Source organism: Streptomyces sp. NPDC057428 (assembly GCF_042803195.1).
Classification (GTDB): Bacteria; Actinomycetota; Actinomycetes; order Streptomycetales; family Streptomycetaceae; genus Streptomyces.
The window spans coordinates 22,128-44,291 of record NZ_JBHVCT010000005.1 but is presented as its reverse complement, the minus strand read 5'-3'; the positions used below and the strand labels follow the sequence as shown (position 1 = coordinate 44,291).

At 71.1% G+C, this 22,164-nt stretch carries 16 protein-coding genes and 1 other RNA gene; 4 read left to right on the top strand and 13 right to left on the bottom strand.

The window, feature by feature from the left end:
- Window positions 1–19: 19 nt before the first annotated feature.
- From ACFU5K_RS03255 to ACFU5K_RS03240, 4 genes are all read right to left on the bottom strand, one after another.
- Window positions 20–1,381: an acyltransferase gene (locus tag ACFU5K_RS03255; RefSeq protein ID WP_384056099.1), complete on the bottom strand. Its 1,362-nt coding sequence runs from the start codon at window positions 1,379–1,381 to the stop codon at window positions 20–22.
- Window positions 1,378–3,576, bottom strand: coding sequence for a glycosyltransferase (locus ACFU5K_RS03250; protein ID WP_384056096.1), 2,199 nt, complete (start codon window positions 3,574–3,576; stop codon window positions 1,378–1,380). The genes ACFU5K_RS03255 and ACFU5K_RS03250 overlap by 4 nt, the downstream gene beginning before the upstream one ends.
- A complete protein-coding gene (locus ACFU5K_RS03245; protein ID WP_384056093.1) occupies window positions 3,577–4,242 on the bottom strand; it encodes a hypothetical protein in 666 nt (221 codons plus the stop codon). It abuts the gene before it with no gap.
- A 153-nt stretch (window positions 4,243–4,395) separates the two neighbouring features.
- Window positions 4,396–5,367, bottom strand: coding sequence for a LysR family transcriptional regulator (locus ACFU5K_RS03240; protein ID WP_384056090.1), 972 nt, complete (start codon window positions 5,365–5,367; stop codon window positions 4,396–4,398).
- Window positions 5,368–5,450: 83 nt separating this feature from the next.
- Between ACFU5K_RS03240 and ACFU5K_RS03235 the strand changes: the two genes are divergently transcribed.
- Window positions 5,451–6,677, top strand: a complete 1,227-nt coding sequence (locus ACFU5K_RS03235) for an MFS transporter (protein ID WP_384056088.1) — start codon at window positions 5,451–5,453, stop codon at window positions 6,675–6,677.
- An 84-nt stretch (window positions 6,678–6,761) separates the two neighbouring features.
- Here ACFU5K_RS03235 and ssrA read toward each other — a convergent pair.
- From ssrA to ftsE, 5 genes are all read right to left on the bottom strand, one after another.
- Window positions 6,762–7,149, bottom strand: a transfer-messenger RNA (tmRNA) gene (ssrA, locus tag ACFU5K_RS03230).
- A gap of 136 nt (window positions 7,150–7,285) precedes the next feature.
- Complete coding sequence (smpB, locus tag ACFU5K_RS03225) at window positions 7,286–7,774, bottom strand: SsrA-binding protein SmpB (RefSeq protein WP_384056085.1); 489 nt, start codon at window positions 7,772–7,774, stop codon at window positions 7,286–7,288.
- A gap of 18 nt (window positions 7,775–7,792) precedes the next feature.
- On the bottom strand, window positions 7,793–8,980 hold the full coding sequence (locus ACFU5K_RS03220) for a S41 family peptidase (protein ID WP_384056083.1): 1,188 nt from the start codon (window positions 8,978–8,980) through the stop codon (window positions 7,793–7,795).
- Window positions 8,981–9,048: 68 nt separating this feature from the next.
- Window positions 9,049–9,969, bottom strand: coding sequence for a permease-like cell division protein FtsX (gene ftsX, locus ACFU5K_RS03215; protein ID WP_384056080.1), 921 nt, complete (start codon window positions 9,967–9,969; stop codon window positions 9,049–9,051).
- 68 nt (window positions 9,970–10,037) lie between these two features.
- The gene (ftsE, locus tag ACFU5K_RS03210) at window positions 10,038–10,727 is read right to left on the bottom strand and encodes a cell division ATP-binding protein FtsE (RefSeq protein ID WP_327118012.1); all 690 of its coding nucleotides are present in this window, start codon (window positions 10,725–10,727) and stop codon (window positions 10,038–10,040) included.
- Between the two features lie 258 nt (window positions 10,728–10,985).
- On the opposite strand from ftsE, the gene ACFU5K_RS03205 reads away from it, so the two are divergent.
- Window positions 10,986–11,177, top strand: a complete 192-nt coding sequence (locus tag ACFU5K_RS03205) for a hypothetical protein (RefSeq protein ID WP_384056076.1) — start codon at window positions 10,986–10,988, stop codon at window positions 11,175–11,177.
- Window positions 11,178–11,310: 133 nt separating this feature from the next.
- On the opposite strand, the gene ACFU5K_RS03200 is transcribed toward ACFU5K_RS03205, so the two are convergent.
- The 4 genes from ACFU5K_RS03200 to ACFU5K_RS03185 all read right to left on the bottom strand — a co-directional run bounded on the left by ACFU5K_RS03200 (window position 11,311) and on the right by ACFU5K_RS03185 (window position 16,749).
- Entirely contained in the window at window positions 11,311–12,189 is an 879-nt protein-coding gene (locus ACFU5K_RS03200; RefSeq protein ID WP_384056073.1) for a hypothetical protein, read from the bottom strand.
- Window positions 12,190–12,537: 348 nt separating this feature from the next.
- Window positions 12,538–13,644 carry a peptide chain release factor 2 gene (gene prfB, locus ACFU5K_RS03195; protein ID WP_384056071.1) on the bottom strand — a complete coding sequence of 369 codons (1,107 nt, stop codon included), beginning with the start codon at window positions 13,642–13,644 and terminating at the stop codon, window positions 12,538–12,540.
- Window positions 13,645–13,713: 69 nt separating this feature from the next.
- Window positions 13,714–14,949 (bottom strand): serine/threonine-protein kinase, encoded by a 1,236-nt coding sequence (locus tag ACFU5K_RS03190; RefSeq protein WP_384056068.1) that lies wholly within the window; start codon window positions 14,947–14,949, stop codon window positions 13,714–13,716.
- 147 nt (window positions 14,950–15,096) lie between these two features.
- Window positions 15,097–16,749, bottom strand: a complete 1,653-nt coding sequence (locus ACFU5K_RS03185) for a serine/threonine-protein kinase (protein ID WP_384056066.1) — start codon at window positions 16,747–16,749, stop codon at window positions 15,097–15,099.
- A gap of 420 nt (window positions 16,750–17,169) precedes the next feature.
- Here ACFU5K_RS03185 and ACFU5K_RS03180 point away from each other — a divergent pair, with 420 nt between their 5' ends.
- Together ACFU5K_RS03180 and ACFU5K_RS03175 are read left to right on the top strand one after the other, a co-directional pair.
- A complete protein-coding gene (locus ACFU5K_RS03180; protein WP_384056064.1) occupies window positions 17,170–20,487 on the top strand; it encodes an FHA domain-containing protein in 3,318 nt (1,105 codons plus the stop codon).
- Between the two features lie 306 nt (window positions 20,488–20,793).
- Entirely contained in the window at window positions 20,794–22,161 is a 1,368-nt protein-coding gene (locus tag ACFU5K_RS03175; RefSeq protein ID WP_384056062.1) for an ABC transporter substrate-binding protein, read from the top strand.
- Window positions 22,162–22,164 lie beyond the last annotated feature (3 nt).

Here is a 22,164-nt window from a genome sequence, read left to right as displayed (position 1 = left end):
GCCGCACCGCACCGGGCACTCAGGCTTCGCGGGTCCGCCCCGCCCCGTTCGGCCACAGCCGCGGCCGGCGCTTCGCGGCGACGTCCTCGACCCAGCCGAACCCGACGATCGCCAGCCCGATCAGGGGCCAGATCGCGATCAGGACCAGCACCTCGTACGACCGCTCTATGTACGTGCCGAACGTGTCGCCGAACCACGGGACGGACCAGAGCTGGTCCACGAGGTGCGCGGCGGGGATCAGCAGCAGGTTGTGCCAGAGATAGATCGTCACGGCCCTGTTGTTGGCCAGTGTGACGAGGCCGTCCCACCCGGCGAGCCTGCCGGGGAGCTTCTGCCACGACGGCGCGTAGACCAGGAGGATCGCGCAGAACCCGAGGGACCAGGTCGCCTGGGCGAGCGGGATCTCGTCGAGGTTCCAACCCTCCTCGGTGAGGTGCCCGGAGGCCCACCACAGGCCGAAGCCCATCCCGATCGCGGCGGAGGACACCGCGAGGTAGCGCGGGACCTTTTTCAGCAGACCGTCGTTGTGCGCGAAGCCCAGGATCCAGCAGGAACCGAACACCGCGAAGTCGAGCAGCCCTTCACCGAAGGTGCCGGGCACCGTCACCAGACCGGTGCCGATCACGGCGGTGAGGGCGACCGGTGCGAGCAGCGTGACCCAGGGCAGCCTGCGGAACGCCTTGAGCAGCAGGGGCGAGGCGAGCACGAACAGGAGGTAGGCCCGGATGTACCAGAGCGGACCCGCCGCCTGGTCCGCCCAGTTCAGCTCCAGCCATCCGCTCTCCGAACCGCTCTCCTCCGGGTAGGGCGGAGAGCCGAGCGGGAGGACCCAGCTGCCGAGCTTGATGAACCACCAGAGCCCCTCCTCCCGGACCGGCTTCCAGCTCAGCGCGAACATCACCGGTACGACGACGAGCGCGAACGCCCACATCGGGGGGAGCAGACGGCGCAGGCGGCTGCGGATGACGCCCGCCGCCGGGCGGGCCAGCGAGCGGGCCATCAGCGATCCGGCCAGGGCGAACATCACGCCCATGGACGGGAACAGGATGGTCAGCCAGGCCCAGCCGAAGAGGTGGAAGACCACGACACGGACGAGCGCCACGGCCCTGAGCAGGTCGAGATACCGGTCGCGGCCGGGCTTGGCCCGGGGCGCCGGGGCCCCGGCCACGGTGTCCGGTGTCTTCGGCTGCTCCGGGGACACCGCCGGAGCGGGGACGGAGAAGGCGGAGGGAGCGGTGTGCGCGGGCAGCGGGGCGGTGTGGGCGGCACCGGCGTGCGCCGGGTATCCGCCGCCCTGATGCGACGGCGCCCACCGGTCGTCGGGGGACGGCCAGGAGCCGTCGCCGTAGGCGTCCTGCAGGGGACGGTCCGGATACGTCATGCCACCGGCCTCCGGTCCCTGTCGGCCTCCTTGCGACGGGCCTGGGTGCCCCCGGGCGCTTCCACCACACCGGTCCGCCGCAGCTTCTGCCAGCGCAGCCGTCCGCCGGTCAGAGCGGTGATCCAGGACTGGAGCAGCACGACATACATCAGCTGCCGGTAGAGGACCTGCTGGAGTGGCAGGGAGATCAGGTGGGTCATGCGTTCCTTGTCGAGCCGGAAGGCGTACGCGGCGCAGACGGCCTGCACGAGGAGCACTCCGAACCAGGCCGCGACCGTCTTCCCCGTCGGGCCGAAGACCAGTCCGTACAGGAGGAAGACGTCGATCAGGGGCGCCAGCAGCGGGGCGACGACCATGAACAGGGAGACGAACGGCAGTCCCACGCGTCCGAAGCGGCCCGAGGGCCCCCGCTCGATCACCGCGCGGCGGTGCTTCCAGATGGCCTGCATCGTGCCGTACGACCACCGGTAGCGCTGCGACCACAGTTGCTGCACGGACTCCGGGGCCTCGGTCCAGGCGCGGGCGTTCTCCGCGTAGACGACGCGCCAGCCGTCGCGGTGCAGGGCCATGGTGACGTCGGTGTCCTCGGCGAGGGTGTCCTCGCTCATGCCGCCGACGCGGTCCAGCGCGGTCCTGCGGAAGGCTCCGACCGCACCGGGGATGGTGGGCATGCAGCCCAGGAGGTCGTACATGCGGCGGTCGAGGTTGAAGCCCATCACGTACTCGATGTGCTGCCAGGCACCGATCAGCGAGTCGCGGTTGCCGACCTTGGCGTTGCCGGCGACGGCACCGACCCGGGAGTCGGCGAACGGCTGCACGAGCTCGCGCACCGTGGAGGGCTCGAAGACCGTGTCGCCGTCCATCATCACGACGATGTCGTAACGGGCGTTCGCGATGCCGTTGTTGAGGGCCGCGGGCTTGCCGGCGTTGCGCTGGCGGACCACCCGGACGTTCGGGATCCGCATCGCCTCGACCAGATCGGCCGTCCCGTCCGTCGAGCCGTCGTCGATGACGATGACCTCGATCGGATAGTCGCTGGCCACCAGAGACCTCACGGTGGCCTCGATGCACTCCCGCTCGTTGTACGCGGGGACCAGCACCGACACGGGCCGTGTGAACGGCTCGCCCCAGCTGAAGTCCTTGCGGCGCACCTTCCTGGCGTGCAGGAAGGAGAGCAGCAGCATCAGCCCGAAGCGGACCATCACCAGGACGCCGATGACGGCGAGCCCGACCACCAGGACACCGGTGACGTTCTCGGAGATCTCGACCGCGCCGACGAACGCCTTGCCCTTCCAGAGCGCGAGCCCGGTGACGGGGGTGTGCGCGCTGGGGGCGCCGAGCGCCGTCGTGAGGTTGGTGAAGTCGTAGCCGCGCTCCCGCATCTGCGGGAGGAACTTGCCCAGGGCGGTGACGGTCTGGGACCGGTTGCCGCCCGAGTCGTGCATGAGGATGACGGCGCCCTTGCCGTGCTTGGGCGTGGCACGCTCGATGATCGCGTGGACACCGGGGCGCTTCCAGTCCTCGCTGTCCGTGTTGTTCACCACGGTGAGGTAGCCGCGGCTGCCGATGTACTGCGTCACCGGCCAGGACTTGTCGTCCATGGCGTCGGCGAACGAGGAGTACGGCGGCCGGAACAGGGACGTCCGGATGCCGGCGGCACCCGCCAGCACCAGCTGGTTCTGGGACAGCTCCCAGTCGATGCGGCTGGTGGACTGGAAGGAGAGGTCGGGGTGGTTGAAGGTGTGCAGCCCGACCTCGTGCCCCTCGTCGACCATCCGCTTGACCAGTCCCGGGTAGCGGGAGGCCATGGTGCCGGTGACGAAGAAGACCCCGTGCGCGTGCTGCTTCTTGAGCTCGTCCAGGACCCGCGGGGTCCAGACCGGGTCGGGCCCGTCGTCGAAGGTCAGGACGATCTTGTGATCGGGTATGCGCAGCGTCTCGGCCGGTTCGCCCTTCGTGCGGGCGTCGATGACCGGGCCGCCGTCGAGCACGTCGTCGGGCACCTGGGAGGTGGGAGCCGGGGCCTGGATCCGGTGGTCGGCGAGGATCTCGCTGTGCACGTAACCGCGCAGCATGAGCATGGCGAGCAGGGCCACAAGAAGGAGCGACGGAAGCAGATAGCGCATGGGAAGCCCGCGCCGGACGGTCCGCTTCTTCTTCCGGTTGTGCCTGCCCCGCAGGACGGGGGTCGTCATCTACTGAGCGCCTTCTTGTGGTTGCACCGGGGAATCCGTGGGATCCGGGGACGTCGGCGGGCTCTCCTCGACGGGCGGGTCGACGGTGGCCGGCGCGGACGGCTCACCGACCGGCGGCACGGAGGCCGAGTTGCCGGGGGCGGGGGCCGATGAGGTGTTGGCCCGGGGAGGCTTCGCGGACGCGGAAGCGGAGGCACTCGCGTCGGCCACGGCAGGCCGGCCCGAGGCGGAGGCACCTGGCGGCGGAGCCGCACCGGGCTCTCCGGAGACCGGGGCGGACGCGGTGGGCATCGCCCCCGGGGTCGCGGAGACGGCCTCCTCGCTCGGCGCGGGCCGGACCTCGACCTTTTCCGCGTTCTTCTCGTCCTGCCCGGAGAGCGGCAGCCAGGGAGCACTGGAGTTCCCGCCGAGCACGGCGACGACCAGCGTCACCGCGTAGACGGCACAGATCGCGGCGAGCACCCAGCCCACCCGCCGGTAGGTCTTGCCGCGGCGGCCGCTCTCGTCGACGAAGACCGGCCCGTCGGAAGGAGCCGTCGGTCCGGGTTCTACCGGCAGTTCGGAGAGCTGACGTCCCAGTCCGTCGAGCTGGACGGTGACGTCGTTCGGCTCATGCGTGTGCCCGGTCAGGGTACCTTCGCGCCAATTTTCCACAGGTGTTGCCACTTCCCCCACTCAATGAAGCAGGTGCGCGGGAATGACTGGAATCTTGCCAACGAACAGGGCCCCCACCCCGTCCGCGCATCACTTGTCACCGTGCACCCGAAGCACCGAATGTAGCGCACGCCGACCTTCGAGACGCCTGATATCACCTGTTGTTCATGAACAGTGACGCATGAGTGACGTATCGGTTTCAGGCAACCACGACTTCGGTGGCCGAACCATCCATCCTTCCGCCGCAGCCAGTTCGGCCACTGCGGCACGCAGCGCGGTCAGTCCCGGGTGGTCGATGCCCTTGCGCCACACCATCAGGAGCGGGGACAACGGCACCGGTCGCACGAGTGGGCGCAGAACCGTTCCAGGCAGGGACGGAAAGCCGGCCACGGCCAGTACGGGGTTGCCGTTCTTCGCCATGACCCGTTGAAATTCGGCCACTCCCACCGCGAGCGGCGCGGGCGGAGCCAGGACGACGTCCCACTCCGCGAAGAGCAGGGCAGCGAGGTCCGTCCACTCCCGCGTGCGCGCATTGCCCGCCCCCGCGTAGACGGTTTCGCCGGCCAGATCACTCATGGCGATCGCCTCGTGCCGGGCGAGCGGGTGATCGTGGGGCAGGAGAACGGCCATCGGCTCGTACCGCACGGGCTGTACACGGAGCCCGGCGAGCACCGCCGGGCTCAGCCCGGCGGCCCGGCCGAAGGACACGTCGAGCCGGCCGGCGAGCACCTCGTCCGCGGCCCAGGTGAGTCCGCTCTCGAAGCGCGCCATCAGCTCGCACTCCGGCGCGAGCTCCCGCGCCCGGGCCAGGACCCGGGCGGCTGTCATCCCGTCGGTGTTCAGGTCCACGAGCAGCGGGCGGTCCGCGGGGCCCGAGAACGCCGCCGTCAGCCCGGCGTGGGCGTCGAGCACCCGCCGGGCGAGGGGAAGCAACCGCTCCGCGTCCTCGGTGAGCGAGACCTGCCGGGTGGTACGTACGAAGAGCTCACGGCCCAGTTCCCGCTCCAGCCGGCGGATGTCCCGGCTCAGCGCCTGCTGCGCCACGTAGAGACGGGCGGCGGCGCGGGTGAAGTGCAACTCCTCGGCCACGGCGACGAAGGCGCGCAGGAGCCGGGGGTCGGTGTCGGGGGCGGGCACGCGGAGAACTTACAACAGAACCGCGTGAATGCGATCCGAGCAGGTGTTGGACGGTGCGGAGCGCCCGCCCCGAGGGTGGACACGTGTCACACGAAACCACCGCCCCGCCCACCGCGCCGTCCCCCGCCGCCTCCGCCGTCCCCTTCTCCGCCGGAAAGGGCAATCCGTACGTCCGGCTGCTCGCCACTCCCAGCGCACGGGCCTTCACCGCGGGCAACCTCATCGCCCGGCTGCCCATGGGGATGTTCAGCGTCAGCGCCGTCATCATGATCGCCGCGGCCCATGGTTCGTACGCCCTGGCCGGTGCCGTCACCGCGACCGGACTGGCCGCGACGGCCGTCGTCGCACCCTGGACGGCGCGGCTCGTCGACCGGTACGGGCAGGCGAGGGTCGCCGTACCGGCCACCGCGTTCGCCGCGCTGGGCTCGCTCGCCCTGCTGCTCTGCGTGCACTACGACGCTCCGGTGTGGACGCTCTTCGCCGCGTACGCCGCTACGGCCACCACCCCCAACACCGGCGGCATGTCCCGGGCCCGCTGGGCTCATCTGCACCGGGACGATCCGGCGGCCCTGCACACCGCGAACTCCTTCGAGCAGGCCGTCGACGAGCTGTGCTTCATGCTCGGCCCGGTTCTCGCCGCCTCCCTGTGCGGGATGCTCTTCCCCGAGGCGGGCACGCTGACCGGGGCGGTCCTGCTGATGACCGGCGTCCTGGTCTTCGCCGCGCAGCGCGCCACGGAGCCTCCGGTGGCACCCCGCACCCGGGCGGCGTCCCCGCTGCGCACCCCGGGGGTACCCGCCCTGATGGCCGTCTTCCTGGCGACGGGGGCGGTGTTCGGCGCCATGGAGGTCGTCTCCATCGCCCATGCCGGGGGCGCCATCCTCGCACTCCAGGCGGGCGGTTCCTGCGTCGCCGGACTGCTGTACGGCTCGCTGCGTCCCGCCGGCACGATCCGGCGCAGGCTGTTCCTCTGCCTGGCGGGGATGACCGCTCTGATGTCCCTGCCACTCGTCGCCGCGATGGCCACGGACTCCCTGCTCGTCCTGGCCGGCTGCCTGCTTCTGGCCGGAGCGGCCACGGCGCCCACCATGGTCACCGGCATGACGCTGGTCCAGCGGCTCACGCCGCCGGCCCAGCTCAACGAGGGCATGACGCTCGCCGTCACCGCACTGCTGGGCGGGATAGCGGCGGGCTCGGCGGCCGGCGGCTGGACGGTGGAGCACGCGGGTACGACGACCGGCTACGCGCTGCCGGTGTGCGCGGCGGCCCTGGCCCTGGCCGTCGCGGCGGCCGGCACCCGCAGAACCTGAGGGCTGTCCCGCAATCCCTGGCGGGCACACGAAAAACGAGGACCCCGCTGCCGAAAGGCAGCGGGGTCCTCGTTCACATGGGAATTGTGGAGATGGCGGGAATCGAACCCGCGTCCAACGGTGCAGAACCAGGGCTTCTCCGAGTGCAGTTCGCTGCGCTTTTCTCGGCCCCGGAGGTCACGCGAACAAGCCTCCGACAGGCCCAGTCACTGTTAGATTTCCTTCAGAGCCCCGTGACCGGGCTCAGAAGTTTAGATCCCTAGTTGATGCCAGGATCCGGGTCGGGATCACCCCCGGGCTGACACTCCGCAGAGTCTTCGCTTAGCTGCTAATTAGGCAGCGAGGGCGAAGGCGGAGGAATCGCGCTTAGAATTGGCGATTATTGTTTGCGACATATGGTTTACGAGATCATTGTCGCTTCCTCGACTCGCTTCCCCTGCCTCGACATCCGCTGTCGAAACCGATCATCCCCATGTTGCTGTATTTAATTTACAACAGTTCAAATCACGCACCTTCGCTGAGGTGCAGATCCCATCGTACGTGACCAACGCGCACGGACGCCACCGTATTCCGGTGGCCCAGGGGCCACCACCCCGGCTGCGGGGCGGTTACCCCTGGCGCTGACGCCGGCGGGCCGACGCGATCGCGCGGTTCGTCTCCCGCGTGTCCTGCTTCTCGCGCAGCGTCTGGCGCTTGTCGAACTCCTTCTTGCCCTTCGCCAACGCGATCTCGACCTTGACCCGGCCGTCCTTGAAGTACAGGGCGAGCGGCACGATCGTGTGGCCGGTCTCCTGCGACTTGGACTGCAGCTTGTCGATCTCGGCCCGGTGGAGGAGCAGCTTGCGCTTGCGCTTGGCCGCGTGGTTGGTCCAGGTGCCCTGGACGTACTCGGGGACGTGGATGTTGTGGAGCCACGCCTCGTGGTCGTCGATCTGGACGAAGCCGTCGACCAGCGACGCCCTGCCCATCCGCAGCGACTTGACCTCTGTGCCCATGAGCACGAGACCGCACTCGTAGGTGTCGAGGACGTGGTAGTCGTGCCGCGCCTTCTTGTTCTGCGCGATCATCTTGCGCCCGGTGTCTTTTTCCTTAGCCATAGTGCGGTCATTTTCGCACTACGACCCACCCCCGAGGCCACTCAATACCGTCTCGCCCCGCTGCTGGGCCTCCGCGCCCGCCCCGACGTCCGGTGTGATGCCGCTTCCCTCGACGGTCCGGCCGGCGGGGGTGCGGTAGTGGCCGACGGTCAGTTCGGCCACCGAACCCCCCGGGAGCTTGCTGGGCATCTGCACGGAGCCCTTGCCGAAGGTGCGCGACCCGACGGTCACGGCCCGGCCCCGGTCCTGCAGCGCACCCGTCAGCAGCTCGGCGGCGCTCATCGTCCCGCCGTCCACCAGCACGACGACGGGGCGCCGGGTGTCCCCGCCCGGCTCGGCGTACAGCGCGCGCTGCTCCCCGTGCACGTCGTAGGTGGCGACGAGCCCGCCGTCCAGGAAAGCGGAGGAGGCGGTGACCGCCTCGGTGACGAGCCCGCCCGAATTGGCCCGGAGATCGAGAAGGATCCCCGCGTCCCCCGGTGCGTCGTCCACGGCTTCGCGGACGGCCGTCCCCGCGCCCTTGGTGAAGGCGGCGACCTTGATCAGCACGGCGGCCGAGGGGCTCGTACCCAGCCTGTGGACGCTCACTGGGTCCGTGGTGAGCCGGGCCCTGCGCAGCGCCGTGCTCCAGGAGTGGCCCCCGCGGCTCAGCCCGAGGACCACCGAGGTGCCCTCGGCCGCCCCCGTGCGGTCCCCGCGCAGCAACGCCACCACCTCGGCGACGGGGCGCTTCCCGACCCGGCGGCCGTCGACCGTGCGCAGCACGTCGCCCTTGCGCACGCCCGCCCGGTCGGCGGGGCCGCCCGGCTGGACGCCCGTCACGGTGACCTCTCCGTGGACGGACCGGCGGGCGGAGACGCCCACCCCCGTGTAGGAGCCGTCGAGGGACCGCTCGAAGTCCTCGTACTCGCGCTCGTCGTAGACGGCGCCCCAGCGGTCCCCGCTGCGGCTGACGACCTCCTCGGCCGCGTCCTTGCCGGACTTCCCGTCGGCCTCCGCGTCGGCGACCGCCTCGGCGATCTCCTCGCGGTCCACGGGCCCGACGGTGGAGGAGACGGCGCGGGCCTTTATCTCCGTGCCCGTCTCGTCCTCACGGGGCAGCGATCCGGTGGCAGCCGCCGTGGCCAGCACGCTCGCGAAGACCAACGTCAGGGCCGCTCCGCGGCGGAGACCGCGGGGTTTCATGTAGTGCGTAGGGCCCGGCATGTGGCCGAGTCTAGGACAACGCCCAGCCGGCACACGGCCCGCTGGCCGCGTGCCGCACGGGGCGCTCGTCACACCTTGAGGTACTTGCGCAGAGCGAAGAGAGCCGCAACTGCGGGCATCAGCAGCCCGATCGCGATGACCAGGGGCAGCTTCGTGAGCACCGCGTCCCAGCCGATGAACTCGATCAGGTTCAGCTTCTCCTGCAACGCGAGACCGCCGTCGATCAGGAAGTAGCGGGCGGCGAGCAGGATGACGCAGGCGAGCAGTCCGCCGATGAGACCGGCGAAGGCGGCCTCCATGATGAACGGCATCTGGATGTAGAAGCCCGAGGCCCCCACCAGCCGCATGATGCCCGTCTCGCGTCTGCGGCTGAACGCCGAGACGCGGACGGTGTTCACGATGAGCATCAGGGCGATGACCAGCATCAGTGCCATCAGGAAGACGGCGGCCACGTTCATGCCGTTCATCAGCCCGAAGAGGTTGTCCAGGATGCTGCGCTGGTCCTGCACGGACTGCACCCCGTCACGGCCCGCGAACGCCGTCGCGACCACCTTGTACTTCTGCGGGTCCTTGAGCTTGACCCGGAACGACTCCTGCATCTGGTCCGGCGTGATGTTGCCGGCCATCGGGGAGTCGCCGAACTGCTCCTGGTAGTGCTTGTACGCCTCGTCGACCGTCTCGAACTGGACGGGCTTCTCGACGACGTCCATCTTCTCGAGATCAGCCTTGATCTCGTTCTTCTGCTCCGTCGTGACGGCACCCTTGGCGCACTTGGGCACGTCCTTGGCGTCGTTCTTGTTGCAGAGGAAGATCGAGACGTTGACCTTGTCGTACCAGTAGGTCTTCATCGAGCTGACCTGCTCGCGCATCAGCAGCGCGCCGCCGAACAGGGCGAGCGAGAGGGCGACGGAGACCACGACCGCGAAGGTCATCGTGAGGTTGCGACGAAGACCGACGCCGATCTCCGACAGGACGAACTGGGCGCGCATGGCGTCCTTTCAGTACTCGATGCTCGTGCGGGTGCTCGGTGGGGCCGGCAGCCGGAGGGTGAACCCTCTCAGTGCTGGTAGCCGTAGACGCCACGCGCCTGGTCACGTACGAGGCGGCCCTGCTCGAGCTCGATGACGCGCTTGCGCATCTGGTCGACGATGTTCTGGTCGTGGGTCGCCATGATCACGGTCGTGCCGGTCCGGTTGATCCGGTCCAGCAGCTTCATGATGCCCACGGAGGTCTGCGGGTCGAGGTTGCCCGTCGGCTCGTCCGCGATCAGCAGCATGGGACGGTTGACGAAGGCACGGGCGATCGCCACACGTTGCTGCTCACCGCCGGAGAGCTCGCCCGGCATCCGGTCCTCCTTGCCCCCGAGACCGACGAGGTCGAGAACCTGCGGCACGGCCTTGCGGATCTCGCCGCGGGGCTTGCCGATGACCTCCTGCGCGAAGGCGACGTTCTCGGCGACGGTCTTGTTGGGGAGGAGCCGGAAGTCCTGGAAGACCGTGCCCAGCTGGCGGCGCATCTGCGGCACCTTCCAGTTGGACAGCCGCGCGAGGTCCTTGCCGAGCACGTGGACCATGCCCTGACTGGCGCGCTCCTCCCGGAGGATGAGCCGCATGAAGGTGGACTTGCCGGAGCCTGAGGAGCCCACCAGGAAGACGAACTCGCCCTTCTCGATGTCGAGTGAGACGTCCCGGAGAGCTGGACGGCTCTGCTTCGGGTAGGTCTTGGAGACGCTGTCGAATCGGATCACGAATGCACCACGGTCGGCCGGGGGTAGGTGAGCGTGACCATACGCGAACCAGGCTCGGGCGTGCAGTCGGCGTCCGTCAATGAGGGATTTGTGACGGAACGGGGCCTGGAACGAAACGGGGCGTGCCGGACCTTGTCCGGCGGGCCGCGCCGAAATCGTCCCGAGCTGGCACAGTGGGAGGGGAACAGTTGCGTTTCCCTGAGCGTTGAGCGGAGAGCACATGACATGCGGCTCCGCCGCGCGGGAGGAGGACTGCGCATGACCTATGACCGATTGGTGTGCGCGAACTGCGCGTCGCCCGTCGCCGAGGGGCGTTGCCCCGTCTGCCGGGCGAGCCGGGAGCGCATGCAGGACCAGGGCCCGTTCGCGGGACTGAACCCGGCGATGCTGATCGCTCTGATGGTGATCCTGGTGGCCGCCCTGGCACTGCTGGCGAACCAGGCGATCTGACGCCCGGATCCGCTCCTCGTCGTCGGGTGGGGCACTGACGCGCGCATACGGCCGCTGGAGCCGTTACGGACCACGAAAGGGCCCGGGAGGCCATGACGGCTCTCCCGGGCCCTTCACCGTGCGTGTGCGGACGTCAGGCGGCGGTGCGACCGCTGCCGGCCAGACGCGGCAGGATGCGGAAGCCGATACCACCGGCGATCATCGTCGCGGCGCCGACCAGCAGGAACGTGGTCTCGGCCGCACCGGTCTCGGCGAGTTCGTCCTTGCCCTTGCCCTGCTCGACCGGCTGGTTGCCGACACTGTCCGTGTCGGTGTTGTCGGCGCAGGCTGCACCGTCGAGGTCGACGGTGCAGGTGCCGGCGCCGCCGTCCCCACCGGTCGCGGAGCCGGTGGAGCCGGTGGAGCCGGTGGAGCCGGTGGAGCCGGTGGAGCCGGTGTCACCACCGTTCGCCCCGCCGTCGGTGGTGGTGCCGCCGCTGTTGCCGGAGCCGCCGGTCGGACCCTGGGAGGTGTCGCCCGTGGTCTCACCGGTCGTCGTCTCACCGGTGGTCTCACCCGTGGTCGTCTCGCCGGTGGTCTCACCCGTGGTCGTCTCGCCCGTGGTCTCACCCGTGGTCGTCTCGCCCGTGGTCTCACCGGTCGTCGTCTCACCGGTGGTCTCACCCGTGGTCGTCTCGCCCGTGGTCTCACCGGTCGTCGTCTCGCCCGTGGTCTCACCGGTCGTCGTCTCACCAGTGGTCTCACCCGTGGTCGTCTCGCCCGTGGTCTCACCGGTCGTCGTCTCGCCCGTGGTCTCACCGGTCGACGACCCACCCGTGTCTACCCCGCCGGCGGGGTTGCCGTCGTTGCCGCCGGTCAGCGAAACGGTGGCGTCGACACCTTCCTGGTCGACACCGATACCGATACCGATGCCGACGGCCTGGGCCGCGCCCGCTGCGGTGAGCGAGGCGCCCGCTGCGATAACCGCTCCCGCGGCTATACGCGCGACGCGGATTCGCGTCTTCTTCGTCATCTGTTGCTACCCCCAGTAGCTGATCTCGTCCATGGAGCAGCCATATGCGGTCCTCGGCCCTGCGGGGTCACGCTCTCTGCAGGGCCACGCCGTACCGTGGTCATCCCGCCCGCCCCCGATCACGCCTGTCCCGGACATACGCGTGCTGCTCCAGCACCCTGTCCAGAGATAAGGACTACGTCAAGGCGGTTGTGGTGGTATTCGCGGCGTTATAGGGGGTCTTGACGGCTATTCAGGGGTGCGACTGTGACCCATTCACCACAACTTTCCCCCACATCGCGGTGCGGCCCCGCACACGCGAAGAGCCCGGGCATTCCCTGCCCGGGCTCAACCGCCGTACGGATACGGCTACTTCTCGCTCTGCTTGCGCCAGCGGATACCGGCTTCCACGAAGCCGTCGATCTCGCCGTTGAAGACCGCTTCGGGGTTGCCCATCTCGAACTCCGTACGCAGGTCCTTGACCATCTGGTACGGGTGCAGGACGTAGGAACGCATCTGGTTGCCCCAGGAGTTTCCGCCGTCGCCCTTGAGGGCGTTCATCTTGGCCTGCTCCTCCTGCCGGCGGCGCTCGAGGAGCTTCGCCTGGAGGACGTTCATCGCGGACGCCTTGTTCTGGATCTGCGAGCGCTCGTTCTGGCAGGAGACGACGATGCCGGTCGGCAGGTGGGTCAGGCGCACCGCGGAGTCCGTGGTGTTGACGCCCTGGCCGCCGGGGCCGGAGGAGCGGTAGACGTCCACGCGGAGCTCGGACTCGTCGATCTCCACGTGGTCCGTCTGCTCGACCACGGGCAGCACCTCGACACCCGCGAAGGAGGTCTGGCGGCGGCCCTGGTTGTCGAAGGGCGAGATCCGGACGAGCCGGTGGGTGCCCTGTTCGACGGAGAGCGTGCCGTAGGCGTACGGGACCTCGACCGCGAAGGTGGTCGACTTGATGCCGGCCTCTTCGGCGTACGCCGTCTCGTAGACCTCGGTCTTGTAGTTGTGCCGCTCAGCCCAGCGGAGGTACATGCGCTGGAGCTTCTCCGCGAAGTCCGCGGCGTCGACGCCGCCGGCCTCGGCCCGGATGGTGACCAGGGCCTCCCGCGCGTCGTACTCGCCGGAGAGGAGCGTGCGGACCTCCATCTCGTCCAGCGCCTTGCGGACCGACTCCAGTTCGGACTCGGCCTCGGCCAGCGCATCGGCGTCACCCTCGTCCTCTGCGAGCTCGAAGAGGATGGAGAGGTCGTCGATGCGACCGCGCAGCGCCTCGGTCTTACGGACCTCGGCCTGGAGGTGCGAAAGCTTGCTGGTGATCTTCTGTGCCGCCTCCGGGTCGTCCCAGAGGGACGGCGCCGCCGCCTGCTCCTCGAGCGCGGCGATGTCGGCCCTCAGCGCATCGAGGTCCAGGACGGCCTCGATCGACCCCATGGTCGAGGAGAGGGACTTCAGCTCTTCGGAAATATCGACGACTGCCACGGGTCCAGCGTAACGGCTGGACGAGTGAACCTGTCCCTCCCCCGGATCCGGGCCGCCCCGGGTCGGCCCTCAGGGAGCCGCGGGCGCCGAATTGCGGGTGTCCTCGGGGGCCGTACCGGTGTCGTCCCCGCCCGTGGCCAGCCAGCCACCGACCCCCACCACCGCACACAGGGCCACCGCGGCGGCACCGAGGGTGATCCTGCGCTTGCGGACGGCCGCGGACTTGTTGCGGGCCGAACCGGGCCGCGGGCGGCCGGGGGCACGCGGGGCCCGCGCGGTGCCGAGGGGGCCGCCGGCCAGTTCGTCGGGCCCGGGGACGCGCATGCTCGTGTGGGTGTCCCGGTTGGAGTCGGGACTGGACCCGGGCACGAGCGGAACCGCGCCACGGCGCCGGGGCTCCTCGGGGACCGGGGCGTACTGCTGCTCGTCGTAGGCCTGCGGTTCCTCGTTGTCCGGCTCGTCGACGTCGAGCGGGGGTATCCCCGACAGGAGCGGGAGCAGGGCGCGGAGTCCGGCCGCGAGCTCGGACGCGCGCAGCCGGGAGGCCGGTGCCTTGGCCAGGCACTGGACCAGGAGCTGCCACAGCTCCTCGGGGATGCCCGGCAGCGGCACGACCGTCTCGGTCACATGGCGGCGCAGGACCGCCCCGGGGTGTCCGCCCCCGAAGGGGGTGAAGCCCGCGAGGAGCTCGTAGAGCACGGTGGCGAGGGCGTAGATGTCCACGGCGGCGCGCGGCGGGAGGCCTTCGACGATCTCGGGGGCCAGGTAGTCCGGCGTACCGATGATCTTGGTGGCCTTCGTGCGGCGGGGGGTGTCGATCAGCTTGGCGACGCCGAAGTCGGTCAGCAGGGCGGGGTGCGATCCACCGGGTCCCGGCGGGCCCTCCATGTCGAGCAGGATGTTCTCCGGCTTGACGTCGCGGTGGACCACTCCGGCGCGGTGCGCGGCGGCGAGGCCGTCGGCGACGTCGGCGACGATCGCCGCCGCCGCCTCGGGCGCGAGGCGGCGCTCGCGATCCAGGCGGGTGCGCAGGTCGGTACCCCGCACGAGGTCCATCACCAGGGCCAGGTCGGTGCCGTCCACCACGAGGTCGCGTACGGCGACGACATGCGGATGGCCGAGGCCGAGCAGGGCGGTGCGTTCCTGTACGAAGCGGCCCACGAGCTCCTGGTCGGACGCGAGGTCGTCGCGGAGCAGCTTGATGGCGACCGGGCCCTCGGGCCCCTCGCCGAGCCACACCGTGCCGGCGCTGCCACGCCCCAGGATCTGGTGCGCGGTGTACCGGCTGCCGATATTCCGTGCCAAGACTGCTCCCTCAGCGGCTGGCGTTGACCCCCCGGGCGACAAAGTTACGCGGCGATCGGGGGGTTGCGTGCCCTGGACGGCGCCAACCTTCACTTCTGCGGGCGAATTGACCCCATCGAAGTCGACAAAGACTCAGGACGGGACCGCCTACTGGCCGCTGGAACCGCCCGAGTTGCCCGAGCCGCTCCCCAGGTCCTCGAACCAGTTGGTGACCTTGTCGATGCCGTCTCCTATGGCGCTCCAGAAGCTCTGCCCCTGGGCGACCCAGTCCTGAAGCGGTGTCAGCTCCCAGATGAGCCAGGCCGCGACGATCAGCAGCACCACCGAGAACAGGCACCCCTTGAGGCAGCCGAGACCCGGGATGCGCATGGGGTTGGCACTGCGCTGCCTCGGCTGACGCGGGGCCGGCGGCTCGGGCGCGGGTCGCTGCGGCGGCGCGTACTGCTGCCGCTGAGGCTGCTGCTGCGGCTGGCTGTAGCGCTGGGGTTGCTGCTGCGGCTGCCGCTGTTGTTGCTGCTGGGGGTACTGCTGGTGCTGCGGGCGCTGCTGGCGCTGGGGCTGCTGCTGTCCCTGCGGCGGCTGCTGCTGGCGCTGGGGGCGGCGGCGCAGCGGGTCCTGGCTCGGGTCGAGGTACTGGACCTGCGTCTGCTCGTTGCGGTCGCGGGCCGCCCTGAGCTGGGACTGCCACGGATGCGGTTCGTCGGGGCGCGGGGGGCCGTCGGGGCGCGGCGGCACGGGCGGCATCATCGCCGTCGGGTCGGCCTGGCCGCCCGCACCCGCGGCCTGCTGCATGACGCTGGTCGGGGCGGACGGGTCGTACGAACCCGCGTTGCCGGGCAGCACCTGTGTGAGGTCCGCGGCGCCCGGGGTGTCTGGGACGACGGCGGGAGCCGGGTCGGGGGCGAGCAGGGCGCCGACGCCCTCGGCGGCCGCGATCTGCGCCGAGTTCGCGTGCACGCCGATGCCGGAACCGACGGCACGCAGCGCACGGGCCAGGTTGACGGCGCTGGGCCGCTGGTCCGGGTCCTTGCGCAGGCAGCGCTCGATGACGGTCCACAGTGGTTCGGGCACGCTGCCGGGGCGCCGGGGCTCCTCGCTGAGGTGCCGGTGCAGGACTTCGAGCGCGGAGCCGCCGGAGAACGGCGGACGGCCGGTGACCAGCTCGTACAGCAGGATGCCCGCGCCGTAGACGTCGACGGCCGAGGTCTGCGGGCGGCCCTCGGCGGACTCCGGCGCCACGTACGCCGGGGTGCCGACGAACTCGTGGGTCCGGGTGAGCCCCGGGGAGTCCGCCAGGCGTGCGATGCCGAAGTCGGTGAGCATCGGGTGCATCTCGCCGTTGCGCTCGTCCAGGAGCACGTTGGCGGGCTTCAGGTCGCGGTGGACCACGCCGTCGGCGTGACTCGCGGCGAGCGCGTCCGCGATCTGGGCCGTGAGCAGCGAGGCGGCGACCGGGGTGAGCGGGCCGTTCTCGCGGAGGTAGCGGTGCAGGTCGGGGCCGTCGACCAGGTCCATCACCAGGGCGAGGAGGTCGCCCTCGACGACGAGGTCCCGGGTCCGGACGATGTTCGGGTGGGTCAGCCGCAGCAGCACGGAGCGCTCGCGCAGGAACCGCATCACGACGTCCGCGTCGTTGGCGAGTTCCTCCTTGAGCACCTTGATCGCAACGGTCTCGCCGGGCTGCCCGGCGACGGCCGCCTCGGCGCCCGCGGTCTCCCGCTGGCGGGCTCGCCAGACGGTGCCCGTGGCGCCGCGTCCGAGCGGCTCCTCGAGCAGGTACTTGCTGCCTACCGGCCGCACGTCATGCGCTCCCTGCTGATCGTTGTGCCTGCGGTCCCCCGGGCCCGCCCGGATGTTCCGGCCCACTCTAGTGCCGCCTCACGGGGCACCGGCCGGTCGTCCTCCGGTCGTGTTGCTGTCGTGTTCGGGGAAAGACGCCGACACGGAAGAGTTGGTTGCCGAACGAGTGTGCAGCACGTCCCGGGCAGGACCAAGCAGGAACTTTTGCACCCGTACTCGGCCAATCAAGATCACTTAGCGGTGACCCCCGGGCGTGTTGTCAGTGGCAGGTGCGAGGATGCCAGCAGCACGGAACCGTGGGGTCGGGGGACTCACGCTCCGTGACGACCTGTACCGGACGACGCGTCCGTGCCGGGTGGGGGGAATCACAGGAAATGTCCCCCTGCCGGGCGCCCCGCGCAGAAGGGACCGCTGACGGCGATGCAGATCCGGCTGACCGTCCTCGCGCCGCACAGCGGCCAGACCCCGGCACGCGCCTGCGACGTGCTCGTCACCGCCCCAGCGGGGACGGCACTCGCGGCCGTGGCCTCCGGGCTGGCCACGGCGGTGTCCGGCCCCGAGGGATCCCTGGGCGGCGGCGCCACCGTGCTGTACGCCGGGCGCGAGCGACTCGACGCGCAGCGCTGCGCCCTCGGCGAGCCACCCCTGGTGGACGGCGCGGTGCTCTCGCTCCAGGTGCCCGGCGAGGACGAGGCGGCCGACGACGCCGTCCCGGCACGACTGCACGTGATCGCCGGTCCCGACGCAGGGGGGGTCCACCTGCTGCACGGCGGGCAGATCCGCATCGGCCGTTCCGCCGAGGCCGATGTCCCGCTGGACGACCCTGACGTGTCACGGCTGCACTGCGCGGTCACGGTCTCCGGGGACGGCCGGGTCTCGGTGTCCGACCTGGGCTCCACCAACGGCACCTCGCTTGACGGTGCGGAGGTCGGTGGCCGCCCGGTCCCGCTGCTCCCGGGCGCCCTGCTGCGGCTGGGCGAGTCCACACTCCGGCTCACCTCCGGCACCCGTACGCCCGTACTCACGACCGCGCCGGACGGCGAGGGTCATCTCCGGGTGGCCCGGCCCGAGGCCGACGGCGCCCACGGACCGGGCGGCGGGCCCGACGCCGGGGAGACGCACGGCTACAGCACCGCGCCCTCGCTCCGGAATGCCCACGAGCCGGCCGACGACGGCCCGTCCGGACACGACGCGTACCTCCACGGTGCCCTGTCGCCGGACACCCACGGCCAGGGCGCCGGCCTCACCCACGGCGGGGCCACCAGACGCGGCGGCATAGGAGCCTGGGCGCGGCGCCTCACCGGTGGCAGGAGCGGCGACACGGCCCCGGAGGCGCCCTACGGTGCGCCGCGGGAGGACGCCCAGGGTGCCGCCCTCGCTTCGCACACCTTCTCGGCTCCCGCGCCCTCGGCACCGGCCGGGACCTGGCCGGACCCCGCGACCGTGCTCCTGACGGCGCTCGGCCCCGGCCCGCGCCTGTGGGAGCGCGACACCACGCACCCCGAGGCCCTGGTCGTGCGGCTGGGCACGACCGAGCGCGCGGACCTGCCCGCCGTGCCGGTGACCGTGGGACTCAGGGAAGCGGGCTCCCTCGGCCTGTCCGGGCCCCGCGGCAGGCTGTCCGGGCTCATCCGCTCGACCGTTGCACAGCTCGCCGCGCTGCACTCCCCGTTCGACCTGGAAATCGTGCTGATCAGCTCGGACCGCTCCCGGAGCCTGGAGGAGCGGCGGCGCGAGTGGTCCTGGCTCGGCTGGCTGCCGCACCTGCGCCCCATGCACGGCCAGGACTGCCGGCTGCTCCTCGCGTACGACCGCGAGCAGGCCGCCGCCCGCGCCGCGGAGCTGGCGCGACGCGTGGAGGAGGGGCCCCTGGGTTCCGGCTGGGCCAGCGCGGACCGGTCCGCGGTGGCCGCGGCGGCCCGCAGACACACCGGGCCCTACACGGTGGTGATCGTCGACGGTGACCCCGGATCCGCGGCGCTGCGCGAGACCACGGCGGCGCTCGCCGGCTCCGGTGCGGCTGCGGGGATCCATCTGATCTGCCTGGCGGAGACACCGGCCGCCTCTCCCACGTCCCCGGTCGCCGCGACCTACGACAGCGCCTGCCGGGCCTCGATCGCGTTCCGCGAGTGCGGTGCGGTCGCCATGCTGAGCGGGGATGTGGCGACCGCGCTGCGGCTGCTGCGCACGGCGGACGGGCAGGCCGCGGGCCACGGCACCGTCGCCGCGGTGGACGCGGTCTCGGCCGCCTGGGCCGAGCGCTTCGGGCGCGCACTGGCCCCCCTGCGGGACGAGGGCCAGGCGTCCCTGCCCGGCCGGCCGATGGCCGCGGCGGCTCTGCCGCCGTCCGCCCGGCTGCTGGACGAGCTCGGTCTCGCCCGGGCCACACCTGCCTCCCTGATGGCCCGCTGGGCCTCCACCGCCGAGGATCAGCCCGGCGCGACGGTGCGCGCGGCGGTGACCGGCGCGGACCTGGACCCGGCAGGCTCCGGCCGCACCCTGAGCACCGGTCCACTGGTGGGCGCGCCCCGCGAGTCCCCCGAGTACACCCCGTTCCGGGGGAGCGGGCCGACCAGCTCCGGATCGGGCGGCTCCCTCTACCCGACGGGCTCGGGCAGCGCCGGTTCTCCCCGGATCGGCGCTCAGCGACGCGACAGCGGCCGGCCGGAGAGCGGTTCCGTGTCGTCGCACTACGCGGGCCGTCCCGTGATCGTGCTCGGGGCCGGACCCCGGGGCCCGCTGTCCGTGGACCTGGCCGACGAAGGACCCCATCTCCTGATCGAGGGACCCGTCGGCAGCGGCCGTACGGAGCTGCTGCGCGCCGTCGCCGCCTCCCTGGCGTCAGCCGCCCGACCGGACCGGCTCGGCATCCTCCTGATCGACGGGGCGGGTGGTGACCACGGGGAGCGGGGCGAGGGGCTCCGTCCGTGCACCGAACTGCCCCACGTCTTCACCCACCTCGTGGCCTCGGACCCCGTCCGGATGCGGGAGTTCGCCCAGGCACTCGGCGGCGAACTGAAGCGCCGTGCGGAGCTGCTCGGGGACCTGGACTTCACCGACTGGCACGCACGGTACGAGGCGTCACAGGCACCGCACCCGGGCCGGCGTCCCGCCGGTTCCGCCGAACAGCGCGGCGACATCGACACACCGGCAGGCGGCACACTGCGGCTGCGGCCCGCCGCGGCCCGTCCCGTGGACCCGGGTCCTTCCCCGCTGCCCCGGCTGGTGGTCCTGGCCGACGACTTCGACGCACTGGTCGCTCCGGCCCTCGGCAGTCCCGGGCGTCCGTCCGCCGGATCGGTCGTGCGGGTACTGGAAGCCGTCGCCAGGGACGGCGGGCGCCTCGGCGTCCACCTGGTCGCCACGTCCGCCCGCCCCGACCGCACGGAGGACACCGAGCTGGCCCGGGGCGCCCAGCTGCGCATCGTGCTCGACCCGCCCGTCGTGCCCCCGTCCCCGGACGAGCCAGCGCCGGGCCGCGGGCGGCTGGGGCATCCGGACGGCCGGGTGACCCCGTTCCAGGGTGGCCGGGTCACCGGTCGCATCCCGCGCACGGCGACGCAGCGCCCCACCGTCGTACCGCTGGAGTGGGAGCGAATGGGCGATCCTCCCGCCCGCCGGCCCGTCCGTGAGCTGGGTAACGGCCCCACGGACCTGGCCCTGCTGGCCAGCGCCCTGGAGCGGGCGGCCCGTTCGGTGAACGCCGGGCGGCTGTCCCCGCTGCTCCCGAACTCCTGAGGCCGACGCGCCCCGGATCGTGCCGGGCGTGCGTGGTCCGGCAGTTCGCCGCGACATCGTGGATCGCGGACGTTGCGCGTCCGCGCTGTTTCGGCATGACGTCACGAGCCCATCACGATCAACGAGTTGAGGGCGATGACGGTATTGCGGCCCTGGTGCGCCGGGCGTAGGACTGTGCGCAGGACGACGTGAACCGCCACCGACGGGAGACGTGAACGACACTGCGGCCCCCAGCAGTCGGTGCCGGTTCGCATACATGCGCACAGAAGATTTCGCGTTCATGCGCACAGAAGAAACGGGGCAGAGATGCGCACAACCCTTCGAATGCGTAGGGCCGCAATGGTGTTCACCGCCATCGGGGCGCTGGCACTCACCGGCTGCGGCGACGACGGCGGCAGCGGCAAGGACAAGCCGGGCGGCGGCTCCAGCAAGGGCGAGGACAGCCCGTCGAGCGTCACCCTGCCCAAGCTCGACGGCGAGAAGATCTCGGTGGCCGCGGTCTGGACGGGGCCCGAGCAGACCAACTTCACCAAGGTTCTGGACGAGTTCGAGAAGCGCACGGGCGCCACGGTCACCTTCGTGCCGGCGCAGGACCCGATCGTCAACTTCCTCGGGACGAAGATCGCGGGCGGCCAGCCCCCGGACGTGGCGATGATCCCGCAGGTGGGCGCCATCCAGCAGGCCGTGGCGAAGAAATGGGCCAAGCCGGTGGGAGCCGAGGCCAAGGCCCAGCTGAGCAAGAACTACGGGCAGGTCTGGCAGGACCTCGGTGCGGTCGACGGCACCCAGTACGGCGTCTACTTCAAGGCCGCCAACAAGTCCCTGGTCTGGTACAACGCAAAGGCGTTCGAGAACGCGGGCGCGAGCGAGCCGAAGACCTGGAAGGACTTCATGGCCACGGCCGAGACGGTGTCCGCCTCGGGCGTCACCCCGGTCTCGGTCGGGGGCGCGGACGGCTGGACGCTCACCGACTGGTTCGAGAACATCTACCTCTCGCAGGCCGGCCCGGAGAAGTACGACCAGTTAGCCAAGCACGAGATCAAGTGGACGGACGCTTCCGTCAAGGACGCGCTCACCACCCTCGCCGAGCTCTTCGGCAAGCCCAGCCTGATCTCCGGGGGCGCCGACGGTGCGCTGCAGACCGAGTTCCCCGTCTCGGTCACCCAGACGTTCACGGGCGGCGACCAGCCCAAGGGTGCGATGGTGTTCGAAGGCGACTTCGTGTCCGTCAACATCGCGCAGACCAAGGCGAAGATCGGCACGGACGCGAAGGTGTTCCCGTTCCCCGCGGTCGGTGCGGACTCCCCCGTGGTGACGGGTGGCGACGCGGCCGTGGCGCTGAAGGACGGCAAGGGCGCCCAGGCGCTGCTCACCTGGCTCGCGTCCACCGACGCGGCGAGGATCTGGGCCGAGGCCGGTGGGTTCATCTCGCCCAACAAGAGTCTGGACGCGGCCGCTTACCCGAACGACGTGCAGCGCAAGATCGCCGAGGCGCTGATCGCGGCCGGGGACGACGTCAGGTTCGACATGTCCGACCAGGCCCCGCAGTCGTTCGGCGGGACGCCGGGGAAGGGCGAGTGGAAGACGCTCCAGGACTTCCTGAAGAACCCGAAGGACGTCGCGGGGACCCAGGCGAAACTGGAGTCCGACGCGGCCAAGGCGTACACGAGCTGACGG